Below are 14,352 nucleotides of genomic sequence, written 5' to 3'. Positions count from 1 at the left end.
TGGCTAATTCATTGACCGACGATAGGACGGAAAAGCCGACTGGCGGCCGACAACCCAGGATGGCCGACATCGCTCGCATAGCGGGCGTCGACATTTCGACCGTCAGCCGAGCTCTGTCGGGAAGTGAGCGAGTCACTGTGGAGACGCGTGCGCGAATTCAAGAGATTGTGCGCGATACCGGCTACGTCGTTAACAAGGCAGCTCGTACTCTGCGTGATGGTCGCGCCAATCAGGTGCTGGTCATCATTCCGGAGCTCTCGTCGAAGTCCTACCCAGAGATGGTTCAAGGCATAATCGAGGCACTGGATGAACAGGAAATCAATGTTCTTTTGGGCGCTACGCAGCGTGAGGCCAAGCGCGAAGCGGAACTCGGCAAGCGACTACTGACCGGCGTCGTAGACGGCATCATCACCATCACCGGAAGCATCCCCGAGACTATCCTCAACATGCCGGACTTCCAGCGCAAAGTTGTCGCCTTGGCGCGACCGGTCCCGCAGCCGGGCATTTGCTGGGTTACCATGGACAACTACGCAGCATCCAAGGAGGTAATGGACCACCTGTATGGCATGGGGCATCGGAGCATCGTCCATATCGGGGGAATAATGAGCTCCGAGACATTCCGTGCCCGTTCCGCGGCCTATGTCGACTTCATGCGGGAAAATGGCCTGGCCGACCTGATCACGGTACGTCCAACCGATTACTTCGACGCCGACGCAGGTGTCGAAGTCATGAAGTCCCTGCTCGGATCGGGCCAGCGCCCCACCGCTATCTTCTGTGCTTCTGACGACTTAGCGATAGGCGCCATGGCGGTGGCGCGGCAAGCCGGGCTCAGTATTCCAGACGACCTCTCGTTCGTTGGTTTCGACGACCTGGGGGTGGCCGCGCTGATGCATCCTCCGCTTTCGACGGTGTCGGTTCCACGCATCGAGATCGGTCGCTCCGGAGCCGAGGCGCTCTTTGGCCAGATATACCAGGACATTATTGCGCCTGCGAAAATCGTGCTGCCCCATCATCTGGTCCTTAGGGACAGTGTAGCGCGGATCGGGTGACTTAAAAGGCGGGCCAGCGGTGTTGGCTACGGGCACACAAAGATGAAGTTCAGTGTGTGACCTGTGGGGGCAAATGAACCCCGCGGGGCGCTGTTCCTTGGGCCACGCGAACCAACCCGACAAAATGCCATCCTGAGGCGCCATGAAACAGCACTCCGCGGGTATGTCACCTGAATATTCTCAATTGACAATCCAACCGATTGCATGATTGATACAAACGATTGGATTGCCGAGCTTCTGCACAGTCAGGCTGCTAGCTTCACACACGAGAAATCAGAGAACGCCATGATCGAGAACCTTAAGAATTCCGGGCTCGCTTTTCCCACCGATGCGGATTATCGCAATCGCATTGAACGAGCCCAAGCTTCGATGAAGCGTAGCGGGATCGACGTTCTCGCCATTTCAGGCTTCGACTACCTTCGCTTCTTCACCGGATTGAATGGGCTCCCCGTCGGCAGGCCGATTTGGCTGGTCCTGTTACAGGACGGCGCGCCGGCCTTTGTCTCTCCTCGCAGCGAGGCAAAGGAGATAAGGGCGAGATGCAACACCCCGGTGGCTATGGAATGGGTCGAATGGGAAGAGCCGGTGCCGGCGCCCATGACGCACCATGCCGCGCTCGCGAAGTATGTAGCAGACATTGCTCCGACGGCCCGCACTATTGGCGTCGACTTCAATTCCACCTGGGCTCTAAACATTGAGTTGGTCGAGCAAGCACTTGGCGCCGAGCGCGTCAAGGACGCCACCGTGATGTTGCGCGAGTTGCTTGCTCGCAAGGATGCAGTGGCGATCGACGTCATTCGACGCTGCACCGACATCGTTGCACACCAGTTCGCGGCCTGCCGTGAGCTTGTCGCCCCCGGCGTTCCCGAATGGAAAGTGGCGCTTGCTTCTCTGACGGCCGGGACGGAGCGGGCTGCACAATGGTGGAACGGCAATGAGGAGCAGTCGCCGTTTGTGCAGGGCATGCAAATGATGGGGGCCGGCCGCGAGCGCACGGCGCGCTGCCATTCTGCTGGCGGCGGTCGCAAAATGCGAGAGGGCGAAATCTTGCAGGTTTGTTTTTGCGGCCCGTCCTTCTTCGGGCACGCAATTGGTTACGACCGGCCATTTCACATTGGGTTGAAACCATTGCCGGCGGACCTGCGCAAAGTCGTGGATGTCGCGCGCGAGGCCCAGGAAGCGGCATTGGCAAAAGTAGGTCCAGGCGCGTTGGCGGGAGAGGTCCATGCTGCGGCCGTGGCGGTGATCGAACGCCAGGGTTGGAAGAGTCCCTTCCTGCACCGCACCGGTCGCGGGATCGGTTACTCCGATTGGGACGGGATCGAGCTCAAGGCCAATTCTCCGACCGTGCTTGAGCCGGGCATGGTGCTTACCGTCGAGCCAGCTCCCTATGTCGACGGCATTGGTGGCGCTCGCTTCGGCGATACCGTTCTCGTGACTGAAACCGGGTACGAGGTGCTCACTCCGTTCGACCTCGGCAGGGACATCTAATGAGAGAACAGCCGCTCCCCGCCGTTTCTTTTCAGGGTGTCACCCGGCGCTACGGAAGCGTCTGCGCGGTCAGCGACGTTACCCTCGACATCTCGTCTGGGGAATTCTTCGCGCTGCTCGGCTCGAGCGGTTCTGGCAAGACGACGCTGCTTATGCTTCTGGCGGGGTTCGACACGCCGACCGAAGGCCGCGTGCTGATGTCGGGCAGGTCTGTCTCGGACGTGCCTCCGCATCGGCGTCGGATCGGGGTGGTCTTCCAGAACTATGCGCTTTTCCCGCACATGTCGGCTGCCGAGAACGTTGCCTATCCGCTGAGGATGCGCGGCGTCGCGCGTGCCGAGCGCGAGGCGCGAGTGAATGCCGCGCTTGGTCTCGTCAATCTTGCCGATCGCTGGTCCTCATATCCTTCGCAGTTGTCTGGTGGACAGCAGCAACGCGTGGCGCTTGCCCGCGCTCTCGTCTTCGGCCCCGACCTCCTGCTTATGGACGAACCGCTTGGCGCTCTCGACCGAAGGCTCCGCGACCAGATGCAGCAAGAATTGAAACGCATTCAGGGCGAGCTCGGCATCACCGTCATCTACGTAACGCACGACCAGTCGGAAGCCATGGCCATGGCGAACCGGATCGGGATCATGGCCGGGGGGCGGCTTCTCCAGGTCGCCGATCCGGAAACCATCTACGCCGCGCCGTCCAATCACTTCGTCGCTCGTTTCCTCGGCGAGTGCTCGATTCTGCGCGTCACCGCGACGGATGGCGGCCGTGGATACGAGATCGCCGGCGTGCGCCAGCCATTGCCGTCTCCCGCGACGGCGCCTTTCGATATTGTGGTGAGGCCGGAGAACGTCTCCGTCCGCCCCGGACCCGAAGTCGTATCGGACGGTGCCTTTGGTATTCCCGCGACGATCCGCGATGTCACCTACCTCGGCGCTGGCTGGCGCGTGGCGCTCGAACTTTCCGACGGGCAGTCTCTGCTCGCCAGCATCATGCGTGGAGATGATGCGGCCGGACACCTAACTCCCGGCAAGCCCGTCATCGCGCGATGGGCGCCGGCATCCGTCGCTGTTCTTCCGGCTGAAGGATCATCCTGAAGCGGATATTAAGGGGAGTAAAAAACATGACAAAAACCAGACTGTATATGGGTGTATCCGCTGCCTTACTCGCGGCGGCCAGCGTAACCTTCTTCGCGAAATCGGCACCTGCCGCCGATCCGGCGGAGGTCGTGGTCGCCTCCTACGGTGGTGCGTTCCAGGACGCCCAGACAAAGGCCTTTTTCGAACCCTACGCCAAAGCCACCGGCGCCAAGGTGACCGGCACCACCGGCACCGGCTATCCCAAGGTCAAGGCGATGGAGCAGACCGGCAACATCAGTTGGGACGTCGTCTCCGCTGAGAGCCCGGCCTTTGTGAACGAAGTGAAGGATGATCTTCTTCAGCCGATCGACTATTCGGTCGTCAAGGCTGATGGCATCCCGGCCGAGTTCCGCAAACAGTATGGTGTCGGCTATATCAAGTTCGGCACGAATCTGGCGTGGAGCAAGGAGAAGTTCCCGAACGGAGTGACTGCTGCTCAGTTCTTCGACCCTAGGGTAAAAGCTCGTCGCGTGATGCCGTCGGACCCGACCTACTCCCTCGAATTCGCTCTGATGGGTGACGGCGTAAAGCCGGCCGATCTCTATCCGCTGGACGTGGATCGCGCCTTCAAGGTTATTGATCGGGTCAAGGACCAGATCATTGGCTACAAGGGCGCCTCAGATCAGCAGGCTCTCATCCAGCAGGGCGAGATCGACCTGGCCTACATAGCGAATGGCCGTGTTAACGACGCGATCAAAGCAGGCGCCAACTGGGCTTATAGTTGGGATGCTTCGCTGTCGGATACGGAATTCTGGGCGGTGATGAAGGGCGCTCCGCATGCTGCTGAGGCGATGAAGTTCATCAACTTCGCCGTCCAGCCCGATCAGCAGGCAGAACTTACCCGGCAAATTCCATACGGTCCGACCAATGTCGATGCACTGAAGCTTCTCGACCCTGCCGTTGCCAAGGACCTGCCGAGCAATCCGGATAACGCAAAGCTCGGCGCGGTCCTCAACTCAGAATGGTGGCACGACAACTACGAGTCCGTGAAGGCCCGGTGGGCCACTTACATCATGCAGTGACGGCGCGTAAACGGGAGCAAACGAAGATGAGGCGGAGTGGTATCATAGATTGGGGGCGGTTTTTCCTGCTGGCTCCAGCGTTCCTGCTGCTGCTCCTCGCTTTCGCTCTGCCGTTGCTTGCCATTGTGCCAGAGGCGTTCGGCGGTGATGCCGTCGAGCGCTTTCAGCGGATTCTCGGGAGTCCGTACCCACAGATCATCGCGACGACGGTCCGCATCAGTCTGGAATCGACCGCGATAACGCTCGTCGTTTCGTTTCCTTTGGCGTGGCTTTTGAGCCGGGCGTCCGGGGTGAAAGGCCTGCTTCTCGGTCTATTGGTGCTGGTTCCCTTCTTGACCAGCGTGCTGGTCCGGACTTTCGCCTGGTTGGCGATCCTCGGACAGCGTGGCCTTGTCAATGCGACGCTTCTCAGCCTCGGGCTGATTTCGCAGCCGCTCCCCCTTCTCTTCAGCGAACCGGCGGTCGTTCTAGCCCTGGTGCACTCCTCCATTCCGATGATGGTCTTCGCTCTCGTCAGTGTCCTTCGGCGCATCGACGGGCGCATTCTTCTGGCCGCTCATACACTCGGGGCCAGCCCGCTACGCGCCTGGACAGGCATACTTGTTCCGCTTGCAATCCGCGGTATCCAATCCGGCGTCATCATCATCTTCCTTTTCAACATGGCGAGCTTCATTGCGCCTGCCTTCCTCGGCAACCAACGCCAGCAAATGCTTGCACAAGTGATCCAGTCGGAAATAGAGACCGGGGCCGACTGGGCTTTCGCCGCCGCACTCGGCATTGCGCTTGCAGCGACGGCGACGATTGTCGTCATGGCGCTCTCTTCGGTGGCGCGATACTTCTCGCGTTGGCAGCGTCCCGCCTCGTTGCCGCCGACATTGCCGCAACAGCAGGTGCGGAATGTGGACAAAGCACTTCTTCGCCAGCCGGTGGCCCAGCCCGCCTCGCGGTTCCACATGCCTGCGACTTGGCGCTTCGCCGCGCGGCTTGTCGAACCAGCCTATCTCTGTGTCATATCTGTCTTCATTCTCCTTCCGCTGGTTGTGCTCATTCCGGTGTCGTTCAGTGCGGCGGACGTACTCATCTTTCCGCCTCCCGGCTATTCGATGCGGTGGTTTGAGAAGATCCTCGGCAGCCCGGAATGGATTGCGGCGGCATTCACCAGCTTTCGCATCGGAGCTGCCACCTGCGGTGCGACCCTCGCCCTGGCCACTCTTACGGTGCTTGGCTTCGGTCGTCATTTCCGGTTTCAGGGTGCTGCCGAAGCCCTGCTGCTATCGCCCGCGACCGTACCAAGTGTTGTCTTCGCGCTGGGGGCCTATCTGACCTTCGCGCGCGTAGGGCTGGTTGATACCGAGGCAGGCATCATCATAGCTCATACGGTTCTGATCTTCCCGGTGGTCTATCTCGTCGCATCCGCGACATACAGTTCCATCGATCCTTGGTTGTCGCTCGCCGCTGCGAGCCTTGGGGCCAATCCGTGGCGCATTTTTCGAACGGTTGTCTTGCCGCTTCTGTTTCCAGGCTTGGCCATCGGCGCTCTGCTTGCGATGCTTCTCTCATTCGATGAATCGGTGGCTTCCATCTTCCTCAGCAACCTGTCCGTGAAGACACTGCCGAGAAAGCTTTGGGAAGGCATTCGGTTCAACACAAGCCCCGAATCCGCAGCCGTCTCCGTTATGCTACTCGGTGTGACATGCGTCGTGGTCATCGCCGGCATGGCGGTTGTCCTCGGGCGACGGAAAAAGGCTCTGTTGACGTTGCAAGGCGCTCCTGAACCCGTTTCTTGACCGGTCTTTGTTGTCTTCGTTGCTCATCAGCAGCGAATACCGGTCTTCGATCGAGACAAAGGAAACGGTGGAACAGCTGAGTTTTGACAGGGGCAACAAAAGCGACCGTCAACTTCCGGCTCCCTCTCAGTTGCTCAGCCGGGGGCGTGCGGGCCTCGGTTTTGCGTCATTCCAATGCTGATCCGCTATCCCGGCCGTACGGCGGCGCGGCCGGGACGCCGGTGGGCATCAACCTCCCAGGTGGCCCACCGGCACCCCAATTCGACGCAAAAGGACGCACCGTGGCGGTTCCAACGTTCCTTTCGCGTACTTGATCTGAGAAGGCGTCGGCATGCCGGGCGCATCTGCCCAGCCAAGATGCACTACGGGACCGGCCGTTACGAACTGCTGGACTGCCAGACGTGCCGAGAGATTTGGTCTGTGGCAGCTAAAGATGCCGGTGATGTCGCGCATGCGGACGTTCGCGAGCAACTACCCCAAGGCGAGGTCCGCAATATGTCGGCGGCTCTGATATCGATGACTGTTCTGGATCTCGCATTCCGAGAATTTGTCGACGCGCTTGAAACGGCTCATGACGAGTTTGGCTTCAAAACTGCCGCTGATCGATTTGCTGCACGGCTCGGTTACAAATGGTTTGCCTATCTTGGGTTTTCGGAACCGGCGCTCAAGGTTCTTTCTTCATATCCAGCTTCATGGGCGCGGCAGTACATCGAGCAACAATACGAGGATATCGACCCTGTAGTCAGGTTGGCTCGATCATCGCAGCGGTTGTTTCAATGGGATCGGCGGACGTTGCGACTGCCGTCAGCATCCCAGCAGCGCTTTTTCGCTGAGGCCGCCAAATTCGGGATTCACAGTGGCGCGACTGTTCCTATACGCGGCGGTTTTGGGCGTTTCGCAGCGTTCACGCTCGCGGGCAATCGAGACGCAAGTCTTGAGCGTCGTCCGACCGAGGTAATGGATACCCTGCAACTTGCCGGGCTCTACTATCATGCGCACGTTTACGCGAAACTCCAACTGGGCCTGACCCGTCTTGCGGACGCGCCGCTCACCCAACGGGAGCGGGAGTGCCTTTCCTGGGCGGCACGCGGCAAGAAGACGCCCGAAACCGCGAAGGTTCTCGGCATCACCACGCGAACAGTAGTTTTCCACCTCGAAAATGCCCGGTCGAAGCTGGGGGCTTCCACAGTGACCCAAGCCGTAGCCGAGGCTGTGCACCGCGGCCTGATCTTGTCTTGAGGAAGCGGTTCGACGCTGCTTCCCGTACGGTCGCCACGGGCGCTCTCATGTCACGACCTGCCTTCTGACCGAAGTCCTATAGATTCACCAGCCGCTTCTACTGTAGCAACGTCTATCGTACGCAAATTTTACGCTAGAGTTTCGTCGCCTAGCTACCCTGTAAAACTCTACAGCTACGCAGATCGTCACGCCGTGCTCTTTGTTTTCTGCAAACAAAGGAGCCTATTGCTATGAGCATAATTTCAATTACTCACTCTGACTACCCTGAATTTCCGGATCTGATCGCGGGGATGCACCGCTTGCGCCATCGCGTTTTTCGAGATCGTCTGAACTGGGATGTTTCTGTTTCGGGCGATATGGAGATCGACGCTTACGACGCGCTTAAGCCGACATATATCATTGCTGTCGACGAGAGCGGCTCGGTGGTCGGTTGTGCGAGGCTGCTGCCAACAACAGGGCCAATGATGCTGGCGAACACCTTCCCAGTGCTACTTGGATCTAATCCCTTTCCGCGAAGCGACAAGATATTCGAAAGCTCGCGCTTCTGTGTGGATACCAGCTCAGCTGACAGCGTGAGCGCAACCGGCCTTCGCAACGTTACATTCAGCCTGCTTGCAGGGATTCTTGAATGGGGTCTAGCGAACGGCCAAGAGACTGTGGTCACGGTAACGGATGTTCGATTTGAGCGCATCTTGAGGCGCGCTGGATGGCCGCTGGAACGCTTTGCTCCGCCCATGCAGATTGGCGACACAAAGGCGTTGGCCGGCCACCTGCCGATCTCTGAAGCCGCGCTGATGAACGTCCGCGAGACGGGGCAGCTCCAAGGGCCAGTGCTCGCGGCTCGCTTCACCCAGAGGGTGGCAGCTTGATCACGGATTCGGCAAGCCGACAATGACGATCGAGCTCCGCCATCTTCAGTACGCTGTCGCCGCCGCGCATTATGGCAGCTTCCGTCGCGCGGCGGAGGCACTTGGTGTCAAGCAGTCGTCGCTCAGCCGTCGCATTCGCCAGATGGAGGATCGTCTGGGCGTCGCGGTGTTCGACCGGTCGAGCAGCGGCGTGCGGTTGACGACGGCCGGCACCGAAATCCTGCGCGCCTCCCGGCATCTGGTCGAGTGTTTGGACCGCATGATGGCGTCGGCCAAGGCCGCGGGCCGGGGAGAAGCCGGTCGGCTGGCCATCGGCTACTACACATCGCTGTCGGCTGGGAATTTACGGGCGAGTTTTTTGGAACATGCGCGACGATTCCCTGGGGTGGAAATCCGCACGGTCGAGGGAGCGCGAGCGAGTCTGCTCGTGGGCCTGGAGCAGGGCACCCTTGATGTTGCCATCGTCACCGGCGAGCCGGCCACTCGCGAAGGGGGAGCAATGCCCTTGTGGGGCGAACGCGTCATGGTTGCTCTCCCAGAGAGCCATCCACTGGCAACGAACGAGATCGTGTATTGGACCGATCTCAGAGGCGAGACCTTGCTGCTGAGCCAGCGCGACCCCGGACCGGAACTCAGGGACATTTTGTTAGCGAAACTGGCTTCGCCCGGTGTCCAGCCCAAGATAGTCAGCCAGGACGTCAGCCGTGAAAGCATAATGAGCCTGGTGGGCGCGGGCTTTGGGGTCAGCCTGGTATTCGAGGCTGATATCGGCACCTACTACGCTGGCGTCGTCTATCGCGATGTGCAGGACGGCAACGGCCCGAGCCGGATCAGCTACACCGCCTATTGGCAGAGCAACAACGACAACCCGGCGCTCGCGCACTTCCTCACGCTGTTGGAGGAGCGCTATCCCTTGCCATCATCTAGGCCTACCGCGTCCGCCGCGCCTTCGCGAACGCCCGATCAGTCGCCATGAAACGCTCAACCATAGGCGCGACTAGCTTGGCCGGTTCGCCGACAGGCTGGCCGGTCTCCCGGCCGAGAACCTCGGCGTAGGCGATGAGATCCCGATGAACGGCGGCCGGAAGTTCGATCGACATCTTGACTGGCTTGTCGTCGGCGATAGCTCCAAGTTTCAGCTTGGCCATCGATCAGCCTCCGTAGGGTTCGAGGACGAGATCGCGGGTGACGATCACACGGACGGGGAAACCCGGCCGAATGGTCAGCGTCGGGGCGATATCGAGCTGGCGGCCCACGATCTGCTGCCCGATTTGGCTAGTGCTGTTGGACGCGCCCTGGCGCAGCGCGCGGACGATATCACTTTCACCACTCGACGATCCGCTCGCCGCGCCGATGCTCAGCAGCGTCGAGAGCGCGGCGGCCTTGAACAGTTCGCGCCAGTGATAATCGACACCGTCCTCGAGGCCGGCATAGCCTTCAGAGTCGGCGCCAAGCTGCCGTTCCAGCACGATGGACCTTCCGTTTGGCAAGATGATGCGGTTCCAGACCAGCAGCACGCGGCGCTGACCAAAGCCGACGCCGTTGTCGTACTGGCCGATCAATCGCGCGCCCTGCGGGATGATGAGGATCTGCCCGGTGGGGCTGTCATAGACATTCTCTGTCACCTGCGCAGTAATCTGGCCGGGCAAGTCGGAGCGGATGCCGGTGATGAGGGCGGCCGAGATTATCGAACCCGCCTGCAGGATATTGGGCGAGGCCGCCGCTGCAACGCGATCGGGGCTGACCGTGCGGCGGTCTGCGGCGGCGTTGAGAAAGGCGGCCTGTCGTTCCTGCGCCGTGGGGCTGGCAGGCTGTGGAGAGAGGCCAAGGCCCGCCAGCGTAGGCGGCTCCATTGCCGACGTTTCGGCCGACGCTGGTGGCGGAGTGGTCGGTGCGGACCGCGTTTCGGTGCCGACGAATAGCCGGCTGGTACGCGCGACGTCCATCTCCTGAAGCCGGCGTTGTTCTTCGGCGCTGACGCCTGCGACGGGCTGACCACGGTTCTGGGTGCTGAGTATCGGACGCCCCAGGTCACCAGGAAGCGGAGGCCCTAGTTGAGGGACAGTAGGCTGAGGCACGCCGGAATAGTCGCGTGGCAGTCCGGCAAGACCGTCCGCCGTGGTAAGGTTGTCGGTCGAATACAGTTCCTCGTTGCCGGGGCCACCATGACGTGTCTGTAGCGCGTAAATCAGCGCGCCGCCAATGCCGAGGCTGGCGACTAGGCCCAGCCCGGCCAGCACGCGCCGGGACAGGCGGGTGACGCGCGGCGTCTCGCCGCGCAGGCGCATGAGCGCGGGCCTAGGCGCATCGCCCCCGGCCGTTGGCCGTTCTTCCTCTTGCCGGTCCTCGCTCACCACGCGGGCCTCCCGTCGGTCCGAACGATGCGCACCCGCTGTTGCTTACGGCTGCTGCCGAAACGCAGCTCGGCAGCCGCGAACATCCGGTCGACGATCATGTGATTGGCGCGGACGCGATAGTTCACAAGCTCGGAGGTGTCGCCCGCAGGGCCGACGATGAACAGTGGCGGCATTTCGCCCTGGCCGATGCCACGCGGGAATTCGATAAAGACCTGGCGGCCATCATCAAAGGCGCGCAGTGGCCGCCACGGTGGGCGGTCGCCCTCGATGGAATAGCGGAAGTTGATCGAGGCGAGGTCGACGCCGGTGGCGACGGGCTGGGCGGTCTGAGCCTGGGCGTTCTGGCGTCGAAGGGCGATGAGTTGATCCTGTGGGTACTGCCAGGAGACCGAGGCCATGTAGGTCTTCTCGGTCGAACGCAGCTCCATGTGATAGGTGCGGCGGTCGGTGTTGATGACAAGGTTCGTAGTCAGGTCCGCACGCGTCGGCTTAACGAGGATGTGGATCTGGCGCGTTGCGCCCGAGCCGCTTTCGGTGTCGCCGATGACCCAGCGCACCGTGTCGCCCGCGGCAACGGGGCCGGAGCCAACAAGTTGCTCGCCGGGTTGGAGGGCGACGTCGGTGATTTGTCCAACTGCGGCATAGACCTGATAGAGGGCGCCCTCTGTGAACGGGTAGACCTGCATTGAATTGATGAAGCCATCGCGAACTGGCTGCATGCGCGCGGCCGCGTTGGCCTGGTTCACACGGGCCGTTGGCTCGGTCGGCTCGGGAACGCGCCGGGTTTCCTTGATTGGCTTCAACTGGCCCGGCAAGGGCAGGGGGTGGGGCAGTTCGACGACCTGGACCGGCCCCGGCGGCGCGGGCGCGAACACAGCTGGCTGCGGATCGTCGTAGGAGATCTGCGGCGGCTTTTTGGTGGCGCAACCGCCAAGCGCCGTTGCAGAGAGCAGCATAAGCGGAAGCACGGATTTGCGGAAACGAGGAAATCCGGCTTTCAGTGAATCTATCCCAACATTCGTGCGGGTATCAAAGATCATTGGCCCAACTCCTTCGACCAGTTGAGGGCGTTTACGAAGACGCCGAGAGGATTCTTGCGCAGCCGCTCAGCGTCGCGCGGCGGCTGGATCACGACGGTGAGGATGGCGGTCCAGCGCTCGGTGGATGCGAGCGAGCCATCCTGATAGCGGCGCTCCACCCAGGCGACGCGGAAGCTATCCGGGGAGGCGCGTATGACGCTCGACACCTCGACGGCGATCTGCTGCTTGCCGACCTTGGAGAACGGATCGTTGACGCGAGCGTAGTCGTTGAGCGCCAGCGCGCCGGGGTCGGTTGTGAAGTCGTATGCCCGGAGCCAGTTCTGGCGAACGATAATCGCATCGGCGGGAATCGAGCGGACTTGTTCGATGAAGCGGGCCAGGTGCCAGGCGATCTGCGGATCGGTCGGGCGGTAGTCGGCAACGGCCGGCTCGACCGCCTGTGCCTGGCCGAGCCGGTCAACCTGCACCACCCATGGAACGATCGTCCCGCGCCCCGATTGCCAGACCAGCGCCGCCGCGAAGCCGCCGGCGAGGAGCAGCGAGCCAAAGGCCATCAAGCGCCAGTTCTTCGCCTGGACGCGCGCCGAACCGATCCGTTCATCCCAGACCTGGGCGGCCTTTTGGTAAGGGGTCTCAGGTTGGGGTGTCATGCCGTAGTGGGTGGACGGTCGTCTGAACATTAGCGGTCCCCTGCGGAGAGATTGATGGATGAGCCGCCGCCATGGGCGTCGCCCGATCGGACGGCGTGGCTGACGGCCGAGACCCCGTGGCTGACCGTCTGGGAGCGCTTCATGCGCTTGGCCCAGGCGGGAGGCATCGAGGAGCCTGCGGAATAGGAAGGATCGTTCGCGGCATCAGCGCCGCCGCCGATCGTGCCTTTGGTCGATGCCCCGCCAGTGGCATCGAAGGCGGCTTTCGCGCCGCTGGAAAAACTCTGCGCCATGCTGTCAGCGGTCCGAGACGCGGCGCGCCGGAACGGCGATGTGGCTGCACTGGCGCCGGCGCGGGCGACACCGCTGAGGCCCGAGGCAATGCCGGCCGCGCCTACCTGGCCGGCAGAGGCAAGGCTGTAGGAGGTCTGGGCACCGCCGGCGAGAGCCGCACCACCACGCGCGGCTGTTGCCGCGCTACCCGCCACAGCCCCGACACCACCTGCGGCCGCGCTAAGGGCGGCGCCGCTCGCCATCACCACGCCGCCGGCAGCGAGACCCGTGCCGACAGCAGCACCCGCGCCGAGCTGCGGTCCGCCGGAGACGAGGCCGTTGGCGATGCCGGGGCCGAAGATTCCAAGGCCGAGCAGCGCGAGCGCGGCAAGCACGATCGCCATGGCGTCGTCGATTGTGGGTGTTGCGCCGCCGAAACCGGCTGTGAATTCGGAGAAGAGCGTCGAGCCGATGCCGATAATGACGGCGAGCACCAGCACCTTGATGCCGGAGGAGATGACGTTGCCGAGCACCCGCTCGGCCATGAAGGCGGACTTGCCGAAGAGGCCGAAGGGGATGAGCACGAAGCCCGCCAGCGTGGTCAGCTTGAACTCGATGAGGGTGACGAAGAGCTGGACGGCGAGAATGAAGAAGGCGAACAGCACCAGTGCCCAGGCCAGAAACATGCAGGCGATCTGGATGAAATTCTCGAAGAACGACCAGTAGCCCATCAAGCCGGAAATGGAGTCGAGCAGCGGGCGGCCGGCGTCCAACCCTGTCTGGGCGACCTTGCCGGGATGCAGAAGATCGGCGGCCGAAAAGCCGGTGCCCGAGGCCTTCAGGCCGAGGCCGGCGAAGCTCTCGAAGACGATCCGGGCAAGATTGTTCCAATTGCCGATGATGTAGGCGAACACGCCGATGAAGAGCGTCTTCTTGACCAGGCGCGCGATGATGTCGTCGTCGGCGCCCCAGGACCAGAACAGGGCTGCCAGGGTCACGTCGATCACGATCAGCGTTGTGGCAATGAAGGCGACCTCGCCACCGAGCACGCCGAAGCCGGAATCGATGTAGCGGGTGAAAACCTCGAGAAAATGATCGATGACGCCAGTGCCGCCCATGATGCTATCGGGCCTTCGGCCGATCGATCGCCGGCGGCGCGGGCGTGAGGAAACGGCGACGGTTCTCGGCCCAGATGCTGAGGCATCGCGAATCGCGCGTGCCTGCCTCCCCAAGCGCCTGGCAGCGGATCAACTCGCCGCGCAGCGGATCGGCGGTGATGCCCTCCGATCGGCCGATCGAGGAGGTCGCGGGGCGATCCTCCTTCCGGGTCAGTTGGAGCGCGGGGGCCGGCACCGCGCCCCCCCCAAAAAACCACCCCCCCCGCCCCGGGGCCGACATTTAGGGCCAGAAGCCGGCCGCCCAGGGCCGGGTGGGTACAGAGCGCG

At 62.1% G+C, this 14,352-nt stretch carries 14 protein-coding genes; 8 read left to right on the top strand and 6 right to left on the bottom strand.

Annotated elements, in window-relative coordinates:
* Positions 1-59 precede the first annotated feature (59 nt).
* From NKJ01_RS26175 to NKJ01_RS26140, 8 genes are all read left to right on the top strand, one after another.
* Positions 60-1,049 carry a LacI family DNA-binding transcriptional regulator gene (locus NKJ01_RS26175; protein ID WP_352732321.1) on the top strand — a complete coding sequence of 330 codons (990 nt, stop codon included), beginning with the start codon at positions 60-62 and terminating at the stop codon, positions 1,047-1,049.
* A gap of 204 nt (positions 1,050-1,253) precedes the next feature.
* Positions 1,254-2,540, top strand: a complete 1,287-nt coding sequence (locus NKJ01_RS26170; protein ID WP_352732318.1) for a M24 family metallopeptidase — start codon at positions 1,254-1,256, stop codon at positions 2,538-2,540.
* The gene (locus NKJ01_RS26165) at positions 2,540-3,628 is read left to right on the top strand and encodes an ABC transporter ATP-binding protein (protein ID WP_352732315.1); all 1,089 of its coding nucleotides are present in this window, start codon (positions 2,540-2,542) and stop codon (positions 3,626-3,628) included. The genes NKJ01_RS26170 and NKJ01_RS26165 overlap by 1 nt, the downstream gene beginning before the upstream one ends.
* Positions 3,629-3,654: 26 nt before the next feature.
* Positions 3,655-4,692 (top strand): ABC transporter substrate-binding protein, encoded by a 1,038-nt coding sequence (locus tag NKJ01_RS26160; RefSeq protein WP_352732313.1) that lies wholly within the window; start codon positions 3,655-3,657, stop codon positions 4,690-4,692.
* A complete protein-coding gene (locus NKJ01_RS26155) occupies positions 4,632-6,479 on the top strand; it encodes an ABC transporter permease subunit (RefSeq protein WP_352732310.1) in 1,848 nt (615 codons plus the stop codon). Before NKJ01_RS26160 ends, NKJ01_RS26155 begins: the two co-directional genes overlap by 61 nt.
* 420 nt (positions 6,480-6,899) lie before the next feature.
* On the top strand, positions 6,900-7,718 hold the full coding sequence (locus NKJ01_RS26150) for a LuxR family transcriptional regulator (protein ID WP_352732307.1): 819 nt from the start codon (positions 6,900-6,902) through the stop codon (positions 7,716-7,718).
* Positions 7,719-7,948: 230 nt separating this feature from the next.
* Entirely contained in the window at positions 7,949-8,587 is a 639-nt protein-coding gene (locus tag NKJ01_RS26145; RefSeq protein ID WP_352732304.1) for an acyl-homoserine-lactone synthase, read from the top strand.
* A 22-nt stretch (positions 8,588-8,609) separates the two neighbouring features.
* The gene (locus NKJ01_RS26140; protein ID WP_352732302.1) at positions 8,610-9,563 is read left to right on the top strand and encodes a LysR family transcriptional regulator; all 954 of its coding nucleotides are present in this window, start codon (positions 8,610-8,612) and stop codon (positions 9,561-9,563) included.
* Here NKJ01_RS26140 and NKJ01_RS26135 read toward each other — a convergent pair.
* Genes NKJ01_RS26135 through trbK-alt form a run of 6 tightly spaced genes read right to left on the bottom strand, consistent with a single transcriptional unit; the run spans position 9,517 to position 14,305 of the window.
* Positions 9,517-9,735: a DUF2274 domain-containing protein gene (locus NKJ01_RS26135; RefSeq protein ID WP_352732299.1), complete on the bottom strand. Its 219-nt coding sequence runs from the start codon at positions 9,733-9,735 to the stop codon at positions 9,517-9,519. The genes NKJ01_RS26140 and NKJ01_RS26135 overlap by 47 nt on opposite strands.
* A 3-nt stretch (positions 9,736-9,738) precedes the next feature.
* Positions 9,739-10,941: a TraB/TrbI/VirB10 family type IV secretion system protein gene (locus NKJ01_RS26130; RefSeq protein ID WP_352732296.1), complete on the bottom strand. Its 1,203-nt coding sequence runs from the start codon at positions 10,939-10,941 to the stop codon at positions 9,739-9,741.
* Positions 10,938-11,984: a P-type conjugative transfer protein TrbG gene (trbG, locus tag NKJ01_RS26125; RefSeq protein WP_352732294.1), complete on the bottom strand. Its 1,047-nt coding sequence runs from the start codon at positions 11,982-11,984 to the stop codon at positions 10,938-10,940. Before trbG ends, NKJ01_RS26130 begins: the two co-directional genes overlap by 4 nt.
* A complete protein-coding gene (trbF, locus tag NKJ01_RS26120; RefSeq protein ID WP_352732291.1) occupies positions 11,981-12,664 on the bottom strand; it encodes a conjugal transfer protein TrbF in 684 nt (227 codons plus the stop codon). Before trbF ends, trbG begins: the two co-directional genes overlap by 4 nt.
* On the bottom strand, positions 12,664-14,025 hold the full coding sequence (gene trbL, locus NKJ01_RS26115; RefSeq protein WP_352732289.1) for a P-type conjugative transfer protein TrbL: 1,362 nt from the start codon (positions 14,023-14,025) through the stop codon (positions 12,664-12,666). Before trbL ends, trbF begins: the two co-directional genes overlap by 1 nt.
* Before the next feature lie 4 nt (positions 14,026-14,029).
* The gene (gene trbK-alt / locus NKJ01_RS26110; protein ID WP_352732286.1) at positions 14,030-14,305 is read right to left on the bottom strand and encodes a putative entry exclusion protein TrbK-alt; all 276 of its coding nucleotides are present in this window, start codon (positions 14,303-14,305) and stop codon (positions 14,030-14,032) included.
* Positions 14,306-14,352 lie beyond the last annotated feature (47 nt).

The sequence above is a fragment of the Mesorhizobium sp. M0276 genome, assembly GCF_040321755.1.
Classification (GTDB): Bacteria; Pseudomonadota; Alphaproteobacteria; order Rhizobiales; family Rhizobiaceae; genus Mesorhizobium.
This window is presented reverse-complemented; position numbering and strand designations above follow the sequence as displayed.